20 protein-coding genes are annotated in these 22596 nt (G+C 42.3%); 6 read left to right on the top strand and 14 right to left on the bottom strand.

Annotated features, from left to right (window positions below; translation table 11 throughout):
* The first annotated feature begins 210 nt into the window (after nt 1-210).
* On the top strand, nt 211-720 hold the full coding sequence (locus tag M2273_RS15135; RefSeq protein ID WP_429398229.1) for a VOC family protein: 510 nt from the start codon (nt 211-213) through the stop codon (nt 718-720).
* A 28-nt stretch (nt 721-748) separates the two neighbouring features.
* A complete protein-coding gene (locus M2273_RS15130; protein WP_429398227.1) occupies nt 749-1324 on the top strand; it encodes a dihydrofolate reductase family protein in 576 nt (191 codons plus the stop codon).
* Between the two features lie 114 nt (nt 1325-1438).
* On the opposite strand, the gene M2273_RS15125 is transcribed toward M2273_RS15130, so the two are convergent.
* The 4 genes from M2273_RS15125 to M2273_RS15110 all read right to left on the bottom strand — a co-directional run bounded on the left by M2273_RS15125 (nt 1439) and on the right by M2273_RS15110 (nt 3342).
* Entirely contained in the window at nt 1439-2197 is a 759-nt protein-coding gene (locus tag M2273_RS15125; protein WP_429398225.1) for a DUF6597 domain-containing transcriptional factor, read from the bottom strand.
* Nucleotides 2198-2231: 34 nt separating this feature from the next.
* Nucleotides 2232-2711: an acyl-CoA thioesterase gene (locus tag M2273_RS15120; RefSeq protein ID WP_429398223.1), complete on the bottom strand. Its 480-nt coding sequence runs from the start codon at nt 2709-2711 to the stop codon at nt 2232-2234.
* Between the two features lie 4 nt (nt 2712-2715).
* Nucleotides 2716-2964, bottom strand: a complete 249-nt coding sequence (locus tag M2273_RS15115; protein ID WP_429398221.1) for a hypothetical protein — start codon at nt 2962-2964, stop codon at nt 2716-2718.
* Between the two features lie 123 nt (nt 2965-3087).
* Nucleotides 3088-3342, bottom strand: coding sequence for a hypothetical protein (locus M2273_RS15110; RefSeq protein ID WP_429398219.1), 255 nt, complete (start codon nt 3340-3342; stop codon nt 3088-3090).
* Nucleotides 3343-3665: 323 nt separating this feature from the next.
* Here M2273_RS15110 and M2273_RS15105 point away from each other — a divergent pair, with 323 nt between their 5' ends.
* From M2273_RS15105 to M2273_RS15090, 4 genes are all read left to right on the top strand, one after another.
* The gene (locus tag M2273_RS15105; protein WP_429398217.1) at nt 3666-4034 is read left to right on the top strand and encodes a hypothetical protein; all 369 of its coding nucleotides are present in this window, start codon (nt 3666-3668) and stop codon (nt 4032-4034) included.
* A 104-nt stretch (nt 4035-4138) separates the two neighbouring features.
* The gene (locus tag M2273_RS15100; protein ID WP_429398215.1) at nt 4139-5521 is read left to right on the top strand and encodes a TolC family protein; all 1383 of its coding nucleotides are present in this window, start codon (nt 4139-4141) and stop codon (nt 5519-5521) included.
* A 6-nt stretch (nt 5522-5527) separates the two neighbouring features.
* The gene (locus M2273_RS15095; RefSeq protein ID WP_429398213.1) at nt 5528-8767 is read left to right on the top strand and encodes an efflux RND transporter permease subunit; all 3240 of its coding nucleotides are present in this window, start codon (nt 5528-5530) and stop codon (nt 8765-8767) included.
* A 4-nt stretch (nt 8768-8771) separates the two neighbouring features.
* Nucleotides 8772-9854, top strand: coding sequence for an efflux RND transporter periplasmic adaptor subunit (locus tag M2273_RS15090; protein ID WP_429398211.1), 1083 nt, complete (start codon nt 8772-8774; stop codon nt 9852-9854).
* A 90-nt stretch (nt 9855-9944) separates the two neighbouring features.
* Here M2273_RS15090 and M2273_RS15085 read toward each other — a convergent pair whose 3' ends face one another.
* The 10 genes from M2273_RS15085 to M2273_RS15040 all read right to left on the bottom strand — a co-directional run bounded on the left by M2273_RS15085 (nt 9945) and on the right by M2273_RS15040 (nt 22242).
* Nucleotides 9945-13595: a hypothetical protein gene (locus M2273_RS15085; RefSeq protein ID WP_429398210.1), complete on the bottom strand. Its 3651-nt coding sequence runs from the start codon at nt 13593-13595 to the stop codon at nt 9945-9947.
* Between the two features lie 21 nt (nt 13596-13616).
* A complete protein-coding gene (locus tag M2273_RS15080) occupies nt 13617-14504 on the bottom strand; it encodes an ABC transporter ATP-binding protein (protein WP_429398208.1) in 888 nt (295 codons plus the stop codon).
* Nucleotides 14501-15244, bottom strand: coding sequence for a hypothetical protein (locus M2273_RS15075; protein WP_429398207.1), 744 nt, complete (start codon nt 15242-15244; stop codon nt 14501-14503). Before M2273_RS15075 ends, M2273_RS15080 begins: the two co-directional genes overlap by 4 nt.
* On the bottom strand, nt 15231-15635 hold the full coding sequence (locus M2273_RS15070) for a GntR family transcriptional regulator (RefSeq protein WP_429398205.1): 405 nt from the start codon (nt 15633-15635) through the stop codon (nt 15231-15233). Before M2273_RS15070 ends, M2273_RS15075 begins: the two co-directional genes overlap by 14 nt.
* An 11-nt stretch (nt 15636-15646) precedes the next feature.
* Nucleotides 15647-16417: a hypothetical protein gene (locus M2273_RS15065; protein WP_429398203.1), complete on the bottom strand. Its 771-nt coding sequence runs from the start codon at nt 16415-16417 to the stop codon at nt 15647-15649.
* Nucleotides 16410-17258 carry an ATP-binding cassette domain-containing protein gene (locus M2273_RS15060; RefSeq protein WP_429398201.1) on the bottom strand — a complete coding sequence of 283 codons (849 nt, stop codon included), beginning with the start codon at nt 17256-17258 and terminating at the stop codon, nt 16410-16412. The genes M2273_RS15065 and M2273_RS15060 overlap by 8 nt, the downstream gene beginning before the upstream one ends.
* Before the next feature lie 974 nt (nt 17259-18232).
* Nucleotides 18233-18607: a hypothetical protein gene (locus tag M2273_RS15055; RefSeq protein WP_429398199.1), complete on the bottom strand. Its 375-nt coding sequence runs from the start codon at nt 18605-18607 to the stop codon at nt 18233-18235.
* A gap of 65 nt (nt 18608-18672) precedes the next feature.
* A complete protein-coding gene (locus M2273_RS15050) occupies nt 18673-19614 on the bottom strand; it encodes a DUF5996 family protein (RefSeq protein ID WP_429398197.1) in 942 nt (313 codons plus the stop codon).
* Nucleotides 19615-19659: 45 nt separating this feature from the next.
* Nucleotides 19660-20136 carry a Dps family protein gene (locus M2273_RS15045; RefSeq protein ID WP_429398195.1) on the bottom strand — a complete coding sequence of 159 codons (477 nt, stop codon included), beginning with the start codon at nt 20134-20136 and terminating at the stop codon, nt 19660-19662.
* A gap of 51 nt (nt 20137-20187) precedes the next feature.
* Nucleotides 20188-22242 (bottom strand): ferritin-like domain-containing protein, encoded by a 2055-nt coding sequence (locus M2273_RS15040; RefSeq protein ID WP_429398193.1) that lies wholly within the window; start codon nt 22240-22242, stop codon nt 20188-20190.
* Nucleotides 22243-22596: the final 354 nt, after the last annotated feature.

Genomic DNA, 22596 nt, shown 5'->3' with positions numbered 1-22596 from the left:
TTTAGCCCCTTTGTTATTAGCACAAATATTAAAGAAAGGCCAAAGTGAAAAAATAAGAGTTTGATTTTAAATTGGAGCTCTGAAAAATGTAGCTTTCGCTTTGAACAATGCAAATGGTCGCAAAATGCCCTAATATTGCCGCGATTGCCCCTGATGCGTGTACCTCATCCATTTTAACTTTGTTCATCATTAAACTAATGGTAAATAAAGATGAATAGTATCAACAAAACCATCGCCGGACTTGAACTGGCCCAAATAGGTTGGGTGGTTCCGGACATCCACGCCGCCGTAAAATTTCTGTCGAACGCCCTGGGCATCGCAGGCTTTCCCCAACCAGAACATATCCGCGCGCAGGATTTGGATATGACCTATTATGGCCAGGTGGTGGCGGGCGATTGGCTAACTACTCAAACCTATAACGGAGGCACCTTCATCGAGCTCGTTCAGCCTGTTTCCGGCCAAAGCATGTTTCATGACTACCTTGCCAAATATCCAGCAGGTGGCACACAGCACCTTGCCTTCCGTTTGCCCGTTAGTGATTTCAACCGGATCACCGACAATCTGCGTAAACAAGGTTACGCGGTCATCAGCGAAGTAGACCACCCAATTGCGCGGATGGCTTTTTTCGATACCTACCAAACGCTGGGCGTAGCTACCGAGATTATGGGCATTACGCCGGAAGGATGGACCGCCATCGAACAAATGCAGAAGACCAGGTGAATACAAACATTAAACTAATAGCAAACAAATGAGAAAGATCAGAATTTTTGAACATATCTCGCTGGATGGCGTGATAGAACATGACGGAGACTACACCTATGGCGCATGGACGACACCCTACCGAAGCCCTGCCGGGGCGGCAATCCTCTTTGAGGCATACGGGCCGAACTTTGACCTGCTGCTTGCCCGCCACACCTACGATATATTTAGTGACTTTTGGCCTAATGCCGGAGATTTCCCAATGGCAAATGCTATCAACGCTGCAACGAAATACATCGCAACCCACAGGCCCGACAGCCTGGAATGGGGACCGGTGCAGCATTTGGACGAGGACGTTATCGAGGCGATTCGCGATCTCAAGGCAACGGATGGCCCCGACCTGATCGTGGTGGGAAGTTCGACGCTAACGTCCGTGTTGCTTGACCAGGGACTGGCTGACGAGGTTGTGTTCATCACCTACCCAGTTTTGCTTGGCAGGGGTAAACGTTTATTGTCGGATAGTATTGACGCCCGGGAACTTGCTTTTGTTGACTCGAAGACTACGCCCACGGGTTTGCTCATCAACACTTATCGACACATTGGATCGCTGCGAACCAAATCTTAACCTATGGTCGGTATTATCACGGCATCACCAATTAAAATCATAAGTGGTGCGGTGATACCTACCGCAGGAGGAAATCTTTTACTGTTCAATACCTTGATAAATATCCATACATTTTTAAGAGGACTTAAAGAAGGCGGCCAAAGTTGTGGGGTTAAATCCGGAATATCGCTTAACGTCATTTGTGAGATGCGCGTGGTCATAATAACCCATTTCGTAAGCCAGTTGCGAAAGGCTTTCTTTAAAGTCTTTTTTACGGATCCTTTTCAAAACCTGTTGAAACCTGATGACTTTGATAAACTCTTTAGGGGTAATACCCATATGCTCATTAAACATCCGCTCCAACGTTCTGTTGGTCACGTGATGTTTTTCGGCCAGGTAATCAACGGTAATTTTTCCCATATGATTTTCCACGGTTTTAGCTAAGGGGAGTAGATTATGAGTATTCTTGATTTTTCTGATAAAGAAATCATTTAAGCGATCGGTAACTTTATTATCCACATCCAATAGGTCATATAGAAAACGATCCGGGAACTCTATAATTTCATCGGTAAGCTCTTGCAGCGGCAGTTTATAAAAGAATGCAAAACCACCAGGCTTAAAACGAATGCCAATAAACACACTGTTCGGTAAACGTTGGATAAGACTTGAAGCGGTCATTGTACCGCCAAAATAAATAGTACCAGGCAAAAGTGGTTTGTTATTAAGTAAAGGCCTGGTATTACCCATATTAACAAAGATGTCTGTAGTGCCATCGGCGTATAACCGTACTTCGGCAGGCTGGTATAACGCCCCGGTTTCCATTATCCAATACGTATCGATAAAATCCCTCAAATGTTCAACCGGAGGTATTTCGGCATATTTGAATGGACTCATAAACAAATTTAAGTAAACCGATGTTATCTTCCATTTAAATTACCGCTCTTCGCATCAGATAATTACGCCGTTCCTCAAAATTATTTTGTTCAACAGGCAACAGTATACTATCCAATAAATTGGTAACTGGCGCGGGATGATTGATTGCTTTCTGCGTTTGGGTATTAAAATATAAAAAAGTTGTCCATAACATGGCCTTAAGTTTATTTTTGCCTTCGTTCCACATACGCATTTCAATCTGGACACTTTTTGGGGTGAAGGCGATCAGTTGCGATTCAATGAGCACATTTTCAATCACGTTTGCCGGGTTTAGATAGCATATTTGATTGGATACCACTATCCAGGCCTGGCCATTAGTTTTTAAATTTTCAAACACATCAAAATTATAGTTATCCAGCAAATGATCTTCCCGGGCATTTATGAAATAATTGATATAACTGGCATTGTTTAAGTGATTAAAGGGATCACAGTCTTGAAACCGGATTTTGTAGTTGGAGCTCAATATTTTTTCCATGGCGTTATTTATTATATAGCTTACAAAGGAAAGCATCAGAAAAAGGAAGGGTTTGGAAAAATACGACAAAATGATTTTTACGAGGCGGTAAGTTTGGGATCTGGTCGTCCGAAAGGTTGAGCTTTGTTTTAAAGTCATTGAATTTTTCTTTCATTTCTTTCATCTGGTCCGGTGTAAGCCGGGATTGTGCCATTGAGCGGTTGCCTAATATCATGAGCGCCAGAAACGCCCCAATAAGCGTGATCTTTTTCATTTAATTTAATTTAATTGTTTTTAAGATTTGACCTGAGGCAAATAACCGTACCTGGTAAAGCTATTGCCTGTTAAATTTTGGTGAAGCTTCCGTTTTAAAGGTTGAACTGAACGGGAGGAGCTATTACCGGTAAACCACCACCCTCCTGCTTATAACAGGTCGGGGACGCACTATGGCAACACGTCGAGCTACCACAACCAGGCGCCCAACTACTACCGGGCGCGAAACTATAACCGTGGGTCTGACCGCAACCGAGCGTATAGGGCTTCTTAAAACAACCCGCGTGCGTGGGGTACGTACAATAACGCTTACCTGCGCTTTTGCCGTAAAAAAACCACTGATTAACAGGATACCAAGTGTTAACATCATCTTTTTCATATGCTTAATTTTTTAATTAATTTGATGTTAGGACTTGAAAACGGTTCATGAGTAACCGGCTCGAGGGTGAATTGACCATATCAGGCGGTCAACTTAGTTTATAGCGGGTTGAATTGACAGCAGGCTGAACGTCCGAAATTTCCAATCTCCATCAAATCGTGGGGTAAGGTTATGTTAGGACCGCTTTTCGCCAATAAATTAGTGTTCACTAAAAGCGAACATAAATGGAGTTTTTTTATAAACGCACGCAACTTTCACGTTACATGACCAATAAAGAATAAATTCTTCTCAACTTTGAATATCAAGTAGCGTTAATAAACACGATGCGTGCATTAAAGATTCATTACTTTCTATTTCTTGCAGTATGTATGTTGGTTGCTAAACCATTCGTAGGTTTTAGCGTACTTAAACATATTCCTATAAGTAAAACTCCCGGGATCGTTGTGAAGGCTTTTACCAAACGCAAACAAGAATATGTAGAGGACAGTGATTTTGATGTTTTAACTATTCAAAAGCGATTGGCTGACCCGATTTTAGCTTTAACCGTTCTTTTTTCTGTCCTTTTAAATACGTTATTTCCGTTCCTTTTCAGAAAGGTTAAACAACTTACTGCCGGTGTGTTGAACGCCATTCATTTAAGTTTATTTCCCCCGCTCCATCGTTATCTCCTTTCAGGAAAGCTAATCATTTGATCTTCCCCCTTCACTAATCATATTATAAGGTATATCTAAACAATACCTTGTTAAGCAGGCATTGTAAAATCTCTATTTCTTAAATTTTTTAATACATCATCAAGATGCACCGTCTAAAAAGATATGTGTGCCTGATCTTATTGCTATCGTTTGCGATAACAGTCAACGCACAACAAAAGGTCAGTCTGAAAGACCTGTTGAAACGGGTTGATCAAAAAGCCCCTTCACTAATTGCCGATTCAACTTCCATCACTATAAAACAAGCACAAGCGGCAGAAACGCGCAGCAACTGGTTGCCTAACTTAAAGCTGAATTACCAGGCCGACATAGGTACTAACAATAACACCGCCGGGCCATACTTCGGTTTTGGTATTATCCCGTCTAACTCACGGGGAGTACGTACGGAAAGCAATACCTCGGCCGTATTAACTAATCTGGGTATAGTTGCACTGGATTGGGAGGTCTATAACTTTGGAGCCTATGCCGCTCAAAATAAAGTTGCCGGTTCCGAAGTAGCTGTAGAACAAGACCAGTTCCAACAAGCTAAATACAAATTAGAAGCGTTCACTATCGGCAATTACCTGCAATTATTGCGACTACACGACTACTTAATTATACAGTCCCGTAATATTGAGCGTAACCAGCAGATCAGGCGGTCAATCCAATCGCTGGCCAAAAGCGGGGTCAGACCTGGCGTAGATACCAGCATAGCCGAAGCGGAATTATCAAAGGCCCGGCTAACCTATATCGAACTTAATAACGAACTTAAACAAACGCAATTGCAACTCTCTGCCATAAGTGGTTTGCCCTATCAAAGCATTGTGCCGGATACGCTGGCAGAAACCCGGCTGATCTCACAAACAAATATTCCAGGATTAATGCTTACAGATACCGCAAATCACCCGATCATCAACTATTACAAATCGATAGTTCAAAACAGCCGGCAGCGCGAAGACCTGGTTAAAAAGCAGTTTAACCCTAAGATACTTTTGGAAGCTGCAGCCTGGGGACGTGGAGCTAGTATTGATGCTAACGACCAGTTCAATTCCCTCTCTTCGGGCTTTGGATTTGACCGAAACAACTATTTAGTGGGTATTGGCATATCCTATAACCTTTTCGATCTGCGTCGCAGGCAGCTCAAATTGCGTACCCAGAGAGCCGAAATCGATTATGCCCGGCGTAACCTCGACGAACAACGATCGCTGTTAAGTTTAGGCATAAACCAGGCCGACGTAGAACTAAACACTGCAAAACAACGCCTGCTCGAAATACCCAATCAACTGAAAGCCGCTAATGCCGGCTATCGGCAAAAGCTATCGCTTTATAACAGCGGCTTAACAGATATTATTGAATTAAACGCCGCACTGAACATTCTTTACCGTGCCGAAACGGACTATGCGCAAGCCAAATTTGCTTATACCAGCGCGCTCTTTCAAAAAGCGGTCACCGGTAACCAGGTCAGTACAGTTTTAAACCTTTTAAATTAATTAACTATGTCAATGGTCACATCCGCACTCAAAAGGCCCATTACTACGGTAGTAATTACCGTGAGCCTTTTAATTTTTGCAGTGCTTAGTGCAATAAATATACCTATAGATATTTTTCCGCAGCTTAACCTGCCCACCATTTATGTTATAGAATCCTATGGCGGCATGTCTCCCCAGCAAATGGAAGGGTTTTTCTCCACCCGCTTGCAGGACCAGTTTTTATACGTAAACGGCATCAAAAGTATCAGCAGTAAAAACATCCAGGGCTTAACCCTCATTAAGCTATCTTTTTACGAGAGTACCAACATGGCCGAGGCCAGTGCTCAGGTGGCCTTGCAGGTTAACCGGGCGCAAAGCTTTTTCCCTCCCGGTGCTTTGCCGCCGCAGGTGGTGAGGTTTGATGCCTCATCACTGCCAGTGGGGCAACTGGTGCTGGATAGCAAGTCCGAGAGTCTGAAGGATATTTATGATATGGCGGCAACGCGCATTCGTCCTATGTTCTCCACCATTCCGGGTTTATCAGCACCGCCGCCCTTTGGTTCAAATGCACGATCCATTATTTTAAGTGTTGATCCCAATAAACTACGAAGCTATAGCCTAACGCCGGATGAAGTAGTTGAAGCATTATCAAAATTTAATGTGATGTCGCCGTCGGGAAATTTGCGGTTGGATAACACCATCTATCTCACCACCATGAACTCGCTGATCAAAAACACAGATAATTTTGGTAAGATCCCCGTCATCACCAAAAATGGCGTACCCATTTACATTCAGGATATTGCCCGCGTTACCGATGCTGCGGATGTTACGGTAGACTATGCCTTAGTAAATGGTAAACGATCAGTATACATCCCTGTGGTAAAAACAGCGGATGCCAGTACATGGACGGTGGTACAAACACTGAAAAGTAAACTGGCCGAAATGCAAAGTTTATTGCCGGACGATGTAAAAATAAGTTATGAATTCGACCAATCTGTATTTGTGGTGAATGCCGTGAAAAGTTTGATGACCGAAGGCGGCTTAGGTGCTTTACTAACCGGGCTAATGGTACTGCTGTTTTTGCGCGACTGGCGTAGCAGCTTGATTGTGGTTATCACCATCCCGGTGTCGATTCTTATCGGAGTGCTGCTGTTGGGCTTGTTCGGGCAAACCATTAACATCATGACGTTAAGCGGCCTGGCTTTAGCCATAGGTATCCTCGTTGATCAGGCTACGGTTACCATAGAGAATATCCACCAGCATTTGGAAATGGGCAAAAATAAGAAGCAGGCTATATACGATGCTTGCGAGGAGATATCCTTCCCGCTGTTGCTTATCCTGTTTTGTATCCTGGCTGTATTCGCGCCATCGTTTATGATGAATGGAGTGCCTAAAGCAATGTTTCTGCCGCTATCCATGTCTATCGGCTTAACCATGATTGTGTCGTTTATTATCGCGCAAACACTGGTGCCTATCCTGAGTAACTGGCTGATCAATGCATCCCAATACCAGCATTATGAGCATGGCAAAATACACGCCCACGCCGGCGAGGGATTAGATGAAATTGAAGAGGGCCAAATCAGGATGCACCAACGCGCAGAAGAAGAACACCCTGAAAAGAACGATCTTTTTGAAAAAATAAAAATGGGCTTTATGAAGATCATTACCCGCTGGATGCCCAATAAGAAGGTAATTATCCCGGTATATTTGGTTGTTGTGTTTGTGTTGGCCGGGATTTGTTTTGTGGTGATAGGCAAGGATATGATGCCGAAACTAAATAATGGCCAGTTCCAGATGCGTATCAAAGAACCGCAGGGAACGAGGCTGGAACGTACCGAGGATAAGTTTAAACAGGTATTACAGATCATCGACAAAACGGTTGACCATCACGTCGGGATCACTTCGGGCTACATTGGCTTAGTGCCCAGTAGTTTTGGCAGCAGCAACCTGTACGTGTTTAATACCGGCACACACGAAGCTGTATTGCAGGTTAACCTGGATGAAAAGTACCATGTGAACATGGACGAGTTGAAGGATGCCCTGCGTAAAAACATTAAGCAGGAAATTCCTGAATTGGGGATCAGCTTTGAGCCGATAGATATGACAGAAAAGATCATGAGCCAAGGTGCGTCAACGCCTATACAGGTTCAGATCGCGGGAAAAAATATGGATCAAATAGTGGATTTTAGTAATAAGGTATTAGCTAAACTCAAAGCCATCTCCTACCTGCGCGACATACAGATCGATCAGCCACAAAAGTTCCCGGCAGTGAGTATTACGCTTGACAGGTTGAAGGTATCACAGTTGGGGTTAAATATTAAAGACATATCAAGGTCTGTTACGGCAAGTACCTCATCAAGCCGGTTCACCGAGAAGAATCTTTGGCTGGATGAAAAATCGGCCTATACGTACCAGGTGCAGGTGCAAGTGCCCGAGTACGTGATGAATACGATGGATGAGCTAAAAGAAATCCCATTGCTGAAAGGACAAAGTTCGCCCACGCTTGCCGATGTAGCCGATTTTAAAGTCAATTACGCCCCCGGTGAGTATGATCGGGTTGGCCCGCGCCGCTATTTAACGGTTAGCGCCAACATCTATAAAAAAGATCTGGGTACAGCCACATCCGATGTGCAAAAAGCGGTTAGTAGTTTAGGCACACCGCCAAAGGGATTAATTGCCAATCTGCAAGGTATGTCCAGCTTGTTAACTGAAACCTTAACCAGTTTGCAAAATGGACTGGGCTTCGCCATATTGGTTATTTTCCTGCTTTTGGCGGCAAATTACCAATCGTTTAAGCTATCGTTAACGGTACTCTGTACTATCCCGGCGGTGATATTGGGTTCGCTTACTGCTTTGCTCTTAACAGGTTCTACGCTTAACCTGCAATCATACATGGGTATGATCATGTCTACCGGGGTGTCGGTCGCCAACGCTATCCTGATTGTTACCAATGGTGAAAATTTACGCTTGGAATTTCAGGATGCTACAAAAGCGGCGATCACCAGTGCATCTATCAGGCTACGACCTATTTTAATGACCAGTTTGGCTATGATAGCAGGTATGATCCCAATGGCATCAGGTATGGGCGAAGCCGGTGAACAAACGGCACCGTTAGGCCGTGCGGTGATAGGCGGCCTGTTCGCATCCACATTGGCAGCCTTATTTATTTTGCCGTTAGTATTTGCATGGGTACAAGATAAAACCACCTATGAATCACCGTCTCTGATGCCCGAAAATGAAAACGAACTTGAACCATCAACCATTTAAAAACATGAAAACGAAATTGATCATTATAAGCTTGTCAGCCTGCTTTTTCGCAGCATGCGCTGGTAATCAAAAACCGATTGACCTTACCGAAGGTAAAACAATCAATGGTAAAAAATACGAATTAGGTACTATTACAGAAAAAGCATTGTCCAGTTCAGCCCGATTGCCGGGGCAGCTTAATCCCTTTAACGAGGTAAACCTATTCCCCAAAGTGAATGGTTTTGTGAAACAATTATATGTAGATCGAGGCTCCATTGTTAAAAAAGGGCAATTATTGGTCACATTGGAAGCGCCCGAAATGGAATCCCAATTGCAGGCCGCCAATTCACGCTATTTGCAGGCACAGGAAAATGCCGAAGCCAGTAAAGAAAAATATGCCCGTTTAAAACAAGCCGCACAGGAGCCCGGCTCTGTTTCGCCGCTCGATCTGGACAATGCTACGGCAAAAATGAAGGCTGATAACGCCTTGGCTGAATCCGAAAAATCAAATGTTGAATCAGTAAAGACCATGCAGGGATATCTGCATATCTATGCGCCTTTTGATGGCATGATCGTTCAGCGTAATATATCGCCGGGCGCATTGGTAGCGCCCGGTAAAGCTACGGACCAGCCCATGTTGGTTTTGCAGGATATTAGCAAATTACGTTTAGAAGTAGCTATACCTGAAGATTATGTAGACAAAGTGGACCTAAAAAAAAACGTGGTTTTTATGTTTAACGCGATGCCGGGTACTGAACATACCGCTAAAATAAGTCGCTGGGCTAACGCTTTGAGTAGTATGCGCAGCGAGGCTATTGAGATAGATGTGCGCAACAAAAATGGCCAACTTATACCCGGTATGTACGCCGAAGTAAAAATACCTATGCTTTCGGGAGCAAAATCGTTATTGGTACCTAATTCGGCCATCGTGCGCTCAACAGAACGGGAATACGTAATTGCCGCAAGGGGTGGTAAAGCTAAACTGATAGACATAAAAGAAGGCTTGGCCGGAAACGATTCAACTGAAGTATTTGGTGCACTCACCGCAAATGATCAGATCATTATAAAAGCAAGTGATGAACTGAAAGATGGCGATCAGATAAAATAGTCCCTAATGCAGCAGCTGTACTTTAATAGCTGCTGCATTTTTTTATAGGCTGTTAAACAAAACGCGTATTGCCTTTTCACACTTTACACGTCAGTTAGCATGATCAATGGTTTTCATATTATCATTTGGGTTTCTATCTATCAGGGTGCCAAACGGGTCAACTCCAGCAGCATTTGGTTTGCCTTTAACTATAATGGTCAATTGGTGCTCACCCCGAGTTAATTTGTATTTTTTGAGATAAAGTAAGTTAGCCTGGTTCCGTCCGTTTTTATCATTCGTATCCGCGGCGAAAATTCCGATATCGATGTAATCATTCATCTTTAATGCTGACACGTCATTACCCTTGCTATCTATCCAAACCTTGTTGATATTTACTTTCAGGGTTACTTTATACTTGTTCTTACCGGCTATTTTTGTAGCGGTTACGGTGTTAACCTTGCTGTCATAAAGCGTTACCTTTTGCCAGGTGTCGGTCATGTAATACTGTAAAGAATCGGGAACATGTTTTTGCAGGTAATGATAAAGGTCATTTGTGCCCGCAAAAGGCGGCTGGCTTTTAAATGCATAAGCATTTTTAAACTCACGGAGGGCGTTATTCAGGCTGTCTTCGCCAATGAGGTTACGTAAACCGTACATGGCCACACTTGCCTTGCCACTCCATTCAAACCATTGGTTGGCCCTGATCAGTGGATGCTCCCTTTCTTCCAGCCGGCGCCTTACAAACAGGTAATACCATAACTGGTCGAGCACTATGGCTCGCATATTGGCTTTGCCGTATTTTTTTTCGGCCATTACCAAAGCATCGAAATTGGCAAGGCCTTCGGGTATTACCAATGAGCCTACGGTATTGTTTGGGGCCACCTGGAAACGCCACCATTGCTGGGCAAGATTACGCGTGGTTGCAAAATACAGGTAATCAAACTCGTTAGGATTGGTGAAATGCGCGTTCCAGCTATTGTACTCGGCATAAGTATCAAGCGTAGTCGTTGAAGATTCGCGCGGACCATAAGTGGAAGTCTCTGCAAGCCTGATGTTTTTAAATGGATATGGCCCATACACGGAACTATAATATTTAAGTCCTTCTTTATATGCATTTATAAAGCGGGTGGTATTTTCATTATGGGTAGGGTGGTGATAAACGTCAATATATATTTTATGATCGAGCATAATACTGTCGCGGCTATCGGTAAACCTCGCCGAAATAATACCGAAAGGCACATACATACCCGGTTTATCCTGAATGTAATGGAAATAATTGCGGCCGTTCTGTTTCCATTGTTTTACCAGCTCGCCGTGAGTAACAACAATTTGATCGCCAGAAGTGCTTACCGTAACATCAAGACTTAGGAGGTCGGAAGATTTTCCGGCTTTCAGGGTTTTAATACCAACCAGGTCGTTTTGTGGTATTTCACTTTCTGCTGTTTTAGGTGGTAAACCTGCCTTTTTACGTACGTATGGGCTACCTACTTCATCATCATCGTCATAACCCAAGCCGGGCAGACCACCTGTAAAGAAGGTGCCGTTATGCAACAGGTTGGTCGAATAAAGGCTGTTGGTGAAACCGGTATGCGTAACCGATGAATTAATCTCCAAAACGGCCGAATCCCCGGGTGCAAGCGACTGCCTCAACTGGTACAATCTAAAATCGGCTGTATCCTGCTTCGGCCTAAACCAGTTAAAAAATCCCCGTGAATAAAACAGCGGATTAGTGAACGGAACAGGCTTACCATCAACGGCGATAGAATAATTCAGGCCATCAGCATCAAGCAGCATTTTTGAAATGGGTTTATCTGTTTTGTTTACTACAGTGACCTGAGCTTTTACAAATTCCTGCTGTTTATCCGGAAAAATGTCAACGTTCATTTTTATACGTGTTACCTTGGGTAATGGCAGCGACTGATATTTTTTCAGGGCCTTTTCGTAAATTATAGCACGATCTTCCTGCTCGTCTTTGCTTAAGTAATTATTGAGGTAGCTCACATTATAATAATTATATGCACCTACAATTAAGAACAAAGGGATGAGTCCTACAGTAAATAGTTTCGTTTTTTTATCAAACCGTTCAGGTATCAGCCGCAGCCTTTCTTTAAATGACGAACTTACACCCCGATAGTAGAATAATGCGGCTACAATGATGAGTATTCCACCCCCTAAAAGCCAGTAAAGATTAAACCAGCTTATCGGCCCAACCATGTGGCCCATGCCGTCCATATCCGAAAGGCCTGAGTTTGGGGTATAGGAGTACAGCAGTAAATGATAATTGAAGATGCCAGTAAGTTCCAAAAAGAAAAAACCTATCCATAATGTAACACCTACCGCGTAAGCGGCAAATTTATTGTTGATGATCACATGTATCAGGTAACAAAACACCACGATCAGCAGCAGCTTAGGCAATAGTATAATGAGGATATAGCTAAAATATGCCGCTAAATGGAGTTCCGTATATCCTTTGGCAAGCTGTATAATTACACCTATCACGAGTGGAATAAACGAGAGACCAGCGCCAATAATGAGTAAAGGGATCAGTTTTGAGCCGTTCAATACCCAGTTTGGTGGTGGTAACGAATCATTAATAAAGGCATAACGGGTAAGCCGGTCGCGCTGCAGCGTTTCGCCGGTGTAAAACATGATAATAAAGAAGATGAAGAACGGGAAAGCATCGTTAAAGATGCTTAAAAGCATTACGGTTCGCGGCAGGTCAGGTATGCCGTAATTCCTTTCGCCCAACCAAAATACAAAGCCCAGGAAGATACTGCCGCTGCCTACGATGATCCAGAAGTAATTATCGCGGATGATGTTTAACAGCTCCAGTTTTATAAGGTTTGATAAAACCCGCCGCTCATATTTGCCCGCGAAACTCACCGCAGGTATTTTAATAGCCTTATTGGTTGCCTTTATATTTATATCATCAATGGCTGACTTATCGCCCTTGCCGCTAAAGAATTTTTCAAAATTAAAGCGGACATAAGTAAACAACAGGATGACAAGCCCCAGTCCCGGCCAAATGATCCTGTTAATGGCCATAGGACCGCTGATCAGGATCAGGTTATTGTTTTGTTCGGTGGCTGTAGCGTTGTTCATTTGATACCGCACCCCGTTCATCCCAAAAGGATCAGATATGCCAATAACTGTGGTATTGTTTGTGTGGTTGAGGAAAAATAAGGCGATAAAATAAAACAGGAACAAAAGGATACCGCCAAAATAGATCACCTTCACGTTACGGGTTATAGCTACCAGGCCAAAGAACAACGATGATGTAAAAAACAGGTTTGGAAGCGCGATGGTAAAAAATGGATATAAGTAATATATCAAGTGATTTGGGCCATATTGAGCACGGTCTGTTTTACCAATAAGTGGCCCTATAATGGTGCCGGAATATATGCCGAGTAAAATAGCAAGCGCTATAAAGAGCATAAAAATAAAAGAACCCAGGTATCGGCCCCAGAAATAGCTGGGCTTGGTGATAGGGTAGGTGAGGTAATAATCTTTGGTTTGGTATTCAATATCGCGGTAAATTGCCGCACCCATAACCGACGAGCTGATAAGCATCATCATCATAGTGATACCTGCACACCAAAACGTTATTAAAAAAGGTGAATTGATGTGTTCTTTTTCGGCTATCGGCAGCGCGCCGGTAGCAAATGCGAACAAGGTAAAAAGCAATACTGCAAAAAAATACAGGTAAAAGGCTGGCCTGCGGACCCTATTCTGGATCTCGAACAGAAATATTTTTAAGAACATAAGCTGTTGTTTTTTAAATGTTTACATGGTATTTACATCAACCCGTTTAGCAATGTTACTGAAGTAAACATCTTCGAGGTTTGGGGTTGCGGTAACAAAGCCATCTTGTAGTCCGGTTTCCTGTAATATCCTGATATGGAGCTTGCCCGTTTTAAGTTGGGTGGATATCACATTATAAACATCACGGTAATATTTGATCTCTGAGCGATCGATAGCTTTGGAATAGATCTTTCCGTTCAATTCATTTACTGCAGTTTCAGGGTCGCCGGCATAAAGTACTTCACCGTGGCAAATAATGGCAAAGTTGGCACAAAGGGTGCTAACATCCTCAACAATATGGGTTGATAGGATAACGATGGTATTTTCGCCCAGTTGGCTCAACAAGTTGTAAAAGCGATTACGTTCGGCTGGGTCAAGTCCTGCTGTAGGTTCATCAACAATAATAAGTTTAGGATCGCCAATGAGTGCCTGTGCTATGCCAAATCGTTGTTTCATTCCTCCCGAATACGTGCCGAGGTGTTTTTTGCGATCCCTGAAGAGGTTAACTTTTTCAAGCAGACCCTGTACCAAATCTTTTCGTTCGGCATTGTTGCCAACACCTTTTAGCTGAGCAATATGATCAAGCATCCGCTCGGCCGATATTTTGGGGTAAACACCAAACTCCTGTGGCAAATATCCCAGCAGCTGCCGTACCTGCGTTTTGTTTTTCAATACATTGAGGTCGTCAAGAAACACGTTTCCTGAATCGGCCTCCTGTAAAGTTGCGATGGTACGCATCAGCGATGATTTACCCGCTCCGTTGGGTCCAAGCAAACCAAACATGCCATTTGATAGTGTGAGCGATACGTTTTTTAACGCATGCACGCCATTGGCATAGGTTTTTGAAAGAGAATCGATAATTAATTTCATGGCTGTTTAAGTTTTAAAATATTTTGCGATGCACCATTTACAATGAGTTTGGCGCTATCAGCAATATGGTAATTGAGTTGTGTATTGCCGGCTTCCCTGATCCATAAACGACTCTTGTTCCTGATATCAAGCTGAGCCTTGCCAATATGATTACCCTTGCCAAGGATAAGATTTGATGCGCTGCCATTAGTTATACCTGTTACGGCATCTAAGATCCCTATACTATCATTTTGGAGCAGGATATTGCTGGCATGGTCCTGCGTTATTTTTAAGTGGTTGCTTGTAAAACCGCTTATTATAGTTGAACGCCATTTAAAATCCTCTGCAGCAAGTGTATCTATCACCTGGTTTTCGCCTGCCGTATAACGGGCATCCGCCATAAATGCATGGAGCTCTGGACATGAAATATACATGATATACGAGGAGCGGACGTTATGATAGTTGGATTTAAAACGGGCTTCCACAGTTAGGGTATCACCGTGCTGGTTAACTTTTGCAAATTCCATTGCATCCGGATCGGTAAGTACCTTGAAAGGGCCTTTCACCACCATCATGTTTATAGCGGTAGATGATTTGAGGTTGATTACCTTGAACCCACTTAAATTTAACTTGATAAAATTGCCAAATGGGTTTCTGAAATCCCCTTTTTTATATTCGGCCCTGAGCTGAAAATCGTATAGGAGAACCGATAGCAGGAGCAGGGTTATGGCAGCTGTTAAAAATTTATTACTTGTTTTCATCCTGGTTATGTTTAGGTGTTATGGCGGCCTGGTTGTTTTGAAACTGTGTGTATTGTTCGCTGATCTCTGTTATCGAAATATCAAGCAAGTACATGTTCTTAAATAGTTCGGGCAGGTTCTGACGTACAAAACTCTCTTTACGATAGGCTTTAACTTTATCAAAGCCATCGGTAGCAACAAACAAACCAAGCCCACGTTTATTGTAAACTATTTCCAAGCTCTGCAAAAATTCGTATGAACGCATAACCGTATTGGGGTTTACTTCCAGTTCAATAGCCATATCACGTACCGATGGTATTTTCTGATCGGCGGGCCATTTACCCATCAAAATCTGATCGCACACAAAAGCAGCTATCTGGAGGTATATTGCTTCGTTATCCTTAAATTCCATTTCTTGTTCCTTTAAACCTGTTTTTCCTTAAGTCTGAAATAGGTAGCTATCCAGAATAGCAATATCACTATCGATAGGGATGCAAAAACCCAAAGTGTTTGTTCGTAGCCTACACTAAGAGAGTAAAAGCTACGGCCCTCCGTAAAATTAAGGAAGCCGAACGGTGTAGCCGGAAATATATTTCGCCCCAGAATAGATCGCAAAAAGAATGTATTGCAAATGATAAGAAATGCATAGCCTATAAAAAAGCAGAAGGCAATTTTTATGAAATGCAGTTTTTCAAAAACGATTGCGCCGTACATGCTAATAGCGTGCAACAGCGAAAAAAGAATAATTAATATCGAAAACCTGTCCTGAAAAATGCTGAAGACCTCGCTATTATGCCCAGGCCAGTGTTTTATACTGATGAGGCCAAGCAAAACGAGGTAAAATACAGCCGTATATACGATCATGAATAGCGGGTAAGAATAAAACCAGCCTACCAGGTATTTTTCAAATGTAGAGGCAGGCAGGCTCAAAGCTGGTATGGCCTTTTTTTTATCGCCCATATCGGCAAAAATAGTACTGGTGAAAACACTGCCGGCAATGAGCATGAGGATAGCAAACAACGCAGTTTGAAAGCCGGCATCCATTGGCCCCGGTATCATATAAAATATGAATGAGCCGCCAAGCAGCATTACACCTGCCAAAACACCAATCGACATTAAATAAGTTCGATAATGCTCGGCGCTGTGCTTAATGAGTAGTTGCAAAAAACGATTAAAGCTGAAAAAATTATTCATGATATGCAGACGGCTTTAGGGTATTTAATAATTTAGTATTGCCACTGGTTGCAGCGTTAAAAAGCAGCTCGAGATCCATTTTACTGAACTTGCCGGTGGTGTTTTGCAATATGGCATATTTGCCTTTAAATGAATCTTCTTCATACAATACAGGCAAACCATCTGTATCGTTAAACACACCAAAAATTAATTTTTCGGTAAGCTCATCAACTGATTGTTCAATCACTATCCGGTGATCGTCCAGTATCAACACGGTATCAATAAGACTGTCCAGATCGCGTACCTGGTGCGTTGATATCACAATACACCTGTCATCATTTAATACGGATGCTATCAGTTTTCTGAATTGCACTTTCGAGGGAATATCCAAACCATTGGTAGGTTCATCCATGATAAGTGCACCCGTATTAGTAGCCAAACCGAAAGCGATAATCGTTTTCTTTTGTTGACCGTATGACATTTTGGTCATCGGCAGAGCATCGTCAATATCCAAGGTTTTCAAATAACCGTAAAAATCAATAGTGCTGAATTTGGGATAAAAAACCGCTGTACGTTTGAGGAATTGAGCAGGTGTTAACGCAGGTACATGAACCTCTTCGGCAATAAAATAAAGCTCATGTAAAACGGATACGGATCTTTTGGCGCTTTCCACCCCATTGATCATACATTTGCCTGATGCGGGGAATGCTAATCCTGCAATGTTTTTTAATAAGGTTGATTTACCTGCCCCATTTTTTCCGAGCAGTCCATAAATATGCCCGGCGCTCAGATTAAGGCTCAGGTCCTTAAACAAAGGACGTTTGCGGTCATAACTGAAATTCAAATTTTTTATTTGAATCATTGTTTTAGTGTATTAGTTAAGTAGTACAGTCAAATGTAAGAAAAGAATTTATAAATCAAATCTTATGATGAAATTATTTTTCGTAAATTTTTTTTTACCGAGTGTGTCAAATATACTTTCAATAAGGATAGCATGGGAATACTTATTAAAGCTCAATTGTTGGTGCCAGAAGCAATAGTATTAAATACTACAGATAACGGCTGGGGGCCGCCCCCCAGGAATTTCAATTTAGCCAAAAGCTCCTCGTTTGAAATGGAAATGATGAAAGCCTCAGCAAACAATTGGGCGGCAGTTTTGAGATAAGAAATAATCCTGGTATTGTTGTGACAATAAAATTAAAAATTGAATATGGTTCTGGAAAAGTATCGGATGGCAGATTTTAATTATTGTAAAAGGAGCTTTTACCTCTATCGTTTGAATTACTATAGTAGATTTATGCTGTGTCATTGAAAAAAATACAAATACCGGACAACATCAAGCGTGCAATTAAGACTCAATGATTTATTGAGCAGGTAGTGCATAGTAACGCTGTCATTTACGATAGTATTTGTTATCATATGCCGGGATACAGGCATCAGGTTATATAAAAAGAAATGAAAAACGTTCGCAAGTGTTTCGGTACTTGCGAACGTTTGTACTCTCAACGATACAGATTTCGAACCGTTTTTTGGAGGATTTGCAAGTTTTATTGTGTTTAACTGCCTGAGATGAGCTTTTTGTATAAGGAGATGGGAAATTTATCGGACCGTTTAACATGGATTAACTTGGAATCGACACAGATTAACTTCCCCAATGTCCGGTAAAAATTAGCCGAAATCTGAAACGTTTTTAAGCTTGGGTCAAAGTAACGGGAAGAGATCGCAGGCTTTGCTCCCGTTATTTTGATCCAGGCGGGGACGCTCAATGGCGTAAGGTTTATTTCGATTGAGCGCCAAAATCAATTCGATATCGAAATACCGTAGATTGGGAATTGCTTAATTGCGTACTATTGCTGATTCTTTGATAACCTGCCATCTTCCCGATAGATATTCCCAAATCAAGGTAAAGAACTTTTTATCTAACTTTCCATTAAATTCCAATTCGCGGGTAATCACCACCATGCCTATATTTTCTTCGCATACAGCATAATGATATTCAGTCTTGGAGGAAATTGGTTCTGCATTTGAATCCTTATTCTCCTGAATAAAATTAACGAGCTGCTCTTTGTTCATGGTGTCTACTACACCAGCCTCATCAACTTTGACTATCAATAATTTATCTGCATAAGCATCCTTAACGTATGGCACATCAAAATGTGTAGCATGATAAATAAGATCTTTAGTTAATTCAATTAATTGCTCACTGTTCATTTTTTAATTTTTAAAGTTTAATTCGTTTTTTTTATATTTCAATAGAGAGACACTAAAATTAATAGTTACGCCCACGCGAAATGTTCAAGCGGTGTAAGGTCACAGTTCAGGTCCTCGTTCCAGTTGCCTGTAATTGCAGCCGCGTTGTAAGTTGATTTAAAGAAATCAAGTAGCATTTCTTCCGGGGAGTGCGATTGCTGTGCATCGGCATACCGCAAAATGAACTCACCCATTTCGGGAGAATAAAAAGCTTCAGATGGAGTTACGGATTGTTTCCCGAAGTCTGCGGGAGTTGGATAGCAAGATGCGTAAAATAATGGCGTTGGAAGGGATTTACTTCCAGGCCAGAATCCAAGGCCTACGTGTTCGTGCGAATAAGACTCTTGTGTAACAGCTTCAGGCATATGTGGTTCTGAACCTACGAACAGCGGGGCCCGACGACCGGAAAAAATGGTAAGTGATAAATCAAAGCCTCCCCAAAACAATTGGGGTCTACTGCATTTGCCGTTGAATCCGGCCCTGAACTGAACCATTACTGCCTCAATACGCAGCAATGCCTGCCAGCAGCTATGCATTTCTTCCTCTATATAAACGCGGCGTTGATGATCCTCATTAAACGGAATAGCATGGGCTATTTCGCTTGGTATTGGATGGATGTTAGTATTAATACCAAATTTATTGAGTAAACGGAGCAGGTGTTCGTAGAAACCGGAAATACTACCTGACTGTAAATTGATTAACGCAGAAGAACCGTTGGATAAAGTGATTAAAAGTTCGTGACTAATAAAATCAAAATCTATCTGAAAACTACCTTGCTCAAAAGGAATAGTTCCTGTGGACAACCCTCTGGAAGTAAGGTAAAGCGTTACGTGCCAGCTGTGATTGATCCATGGCGTGTTGGCCATCCTGATTTTACCAACTATTTGTGTCCACAGCTGAACAGTCTCCAGCGTTTCTTTTAGATTCTTATAGTTGAGGACGGGCCATAAGTTTTTTTTTGCTTTCATAACAATGTTGCTTAATGATTATTATTTATCTACAAGATGAAGTGTTTATTTGCCGAAGTGTGATCTCAGCATCCATGCCATTCCTTCATGGGTTTCTAAGAGCTGCGTTAAATAATCACTGGAGCCCTGATCTTTAAATTTTTCGGCAAATGAATTGATGTTACCTCTTAGAAATTTGATAATGCTTTCATGGTCAGATAACAACTCTTTCATATAGCCTTGACTATCATTGTTATTTTCCAGTTTTTCTGTTAGGTGGGTAAGTTGCAGAAATTGGGTTAAAGTGGCTGGAGCATAATGACCTATTTTGCGAATCCGTTCGGCTACGCTGTCTACTACCTCTTCCAATTGCTGGTATTGTGATTCAAAAAAGACATGTGCCGTATGAAAGTCTGGCCCTTCAATGTTCCAATGTGCATTTCTTGTTTTTGTGTATAATAAAAACTCGTCTGCCAGTAGTTTGGCTAATTGATCAGAAACGCTCTTTCTGTCTGTTTCGTTGATTCCGATGTTGGTTTGCATATTTTAGTTTTTAATTTTTGATTTCTTAAGGTTATTATAGTTGTTAGATGATTAATTTTTATCATCTGTGAAATTGTTATACCAGTGCGACCCATCACAAAAAGGTTTATTTTTTGACCCTCCGCAACGGCATAGCGTGTAATGTTCTGTTGATGCACCCTGCAAAAAGTCGGCGTCCAGTTTTATACTTCCTTTTACACGGTAGGGGCCATTTTTTGAAACTGTAATGGTGGGGAGGTTGACAGGTGCTTCTGCTTCATTGTTTAATTTAGCATCAGTAAAACTGAAACTTAGCGCACCCGATGGACATTTCTTGGTTTGCTGAAATATCCTCGGGCCACTCGCCGCTGTCTGGTCTACAAAAGGTTCCTTACCAAGCCTGAAAACTTCGGGCAGCTCATCGGTACAAAAGCCAGAATGCTGGCATATTCCACGGTTATCGCATACTTTATAGTCAGCAGCTGGATATTCATCCAGTCTGTCAGGGGTTCTTCCCGGCAGTTTTCTGCTATCAAAGCCTATCCTGGCATGGGTTCCGTCGCAAAATGGTTTGTTGAATGAGCCTCCGCACCGGCACAAAGCCATTTGTGGCTCTGCAGGTAAAGCCTCTCCCTTTGAGTTTAGCAAATTATTAACACCCTTTACGAGATATGGTCCGTTTAGTGAAGGATAAATTTCAGGTGATGGGGTATGTTCCAATTTTGTAAACTCACTCTTAGGCTCTACTTTTTGCCTCTGGGCTGTTTTTCGGATAAAAAGTTCTGAAAGCGCCTGTAAAGCAGCCGAAGCCTCTTTAACTTCAACCGGGGCGGTTTTTTGCTCAGCCAGCTCCGTTGCCTCCTTTGCGAGGTTAAAAAGCCGCTCAGAAAAAAATATCCATGCCGAATCTTTGTGCGGTAACAGGTTTATATCTCTGTTGTACCCAAATCCCGGCCCTGCCATTAACGCTATATCTTTTGGATCACCAAGGGGCATTTTGGCAAGAGCCTCACCCAACGGGCGGATAACAGTGGTCATTATTCGTAAGGTAGCACGTGACAGCAATTCCAATTCTTCTTCCGACTCATCTGTATGAGCAAAAAAACGGAGCAGCATTTGGAGCATGGTATCGTAACTCATGTTAAAAATATCTGCCGCGCAATGAGTGTCTGCATCGAGGATCAGGGTGCCGCCGGTGGTATCATCATAAAACCTGGTCATTGGATTGGATGCCATTTTCCGTACAGGCTCAAACACGGTGTTGTTTTCCAGAGCCTTTTCGGTTTCGCTGATCAATTGAGTTCTGATGGTATCAAAAACCTGGAAATGACAATCGGGATGTTGCTGTGTTGGGGCTTCTCCCTGTTCAACAATCATTTCAATTGCCTCTAAGGCCGAGGCCCTGTTCATTACTGAAATCAGCTTGCCACCGAGATCAACAAAACGGGCGTTGGCCTGTGCTTCTTTTGGGCCAATAAATAAGATCTCTTCAGGGATACATCGAAACCCTGATGCGATTTTATTATAAAATTCGCCCACGGTTTTAAAATCTACCTCATAGGGCTCCTGGAATTTAAAAGCTTTAGTACCAAACCGCTCCACTAACTCTGGTTCAGCTTTGAACTGCCTGGGTCTTAATCCTGTTAAGTCTAACTCCTGCGCTTGAATCACTTTATCACGAAGTGCACTATACTGGATATATAAATCGATCTCCAGCACACCTTCTTCGGGTAATTCAAACATTACAAAACGTTCAATCGTTGCAAGAGAAAACGGCTCCAGTGTTAACTTAATACCAAAAGGAAAGGCTGAAATAGGCAATGGGAAATTTGTTCTCCGGAAATTTGGTGCGCCGCCGATAGCCGTTAGCATATTATTAACCTGGGCAAGGTGCAACATCTCTTCAACCGCTACTGACGCCAGTTTCCTTTTCCAGGTTTTCACCATCAAGAGTTGATCTTCAGTCAATCCACCTTCTTCAAGGCATGACTTTAATGAATAGGCAGCATAGAGGTAGACACAGGCCAAACCATGTTCCAGTTCAGAGGCTCTCGACAGCAAGTAAATGAGTTCCTCCCTGCTTTCTACTTCTTTAAGCACTGGCACATTTTGAGTTGGATTATTCATAATGTTTTGAGAAATGTTATCTGTAAGCACTTAGTTTTTATTTGTATGTGATTTTAGTTCGCAAAATTATAGGGGTGGACAATACTGAAAGGGAGCCAGAGGGTAGCCATCTGGTAATCCAGGCTAATTTGGATGCTGTTGCAACCCAAACCGCTGCAGGACCCTGTAATTGATATTGCTCGGTTTTCAATATTTTCCATGTTGGGATAGTTTTTTCGAATAAGATATTGAGTTGATTATTCTTCCCAATCATCTGACTGTTCATCTTTTTGTGGAGCGATAACGTATGCAATCGCCGTTAAACAACAAAACGACACCACCCTGGTAAAATAAAATATAAATACTTCCATGACA

This window comes from Mucilaginibacter lappiensis (assembly GCF_050433765.1).
GTDB classification, from domain to species: Bacteria; Bacteroidota; Bacteroidia; order Sphingobacteriales; family Sphingobacteriaceae; genus Mucilaginibacter; species Mucilaginibacter lappiensis_A.
The sequence above is the reverse complement of the archived record's forward strand: the minus strand, read 5'-3'. Positions and strand labels throughout refer to the sequence as shown.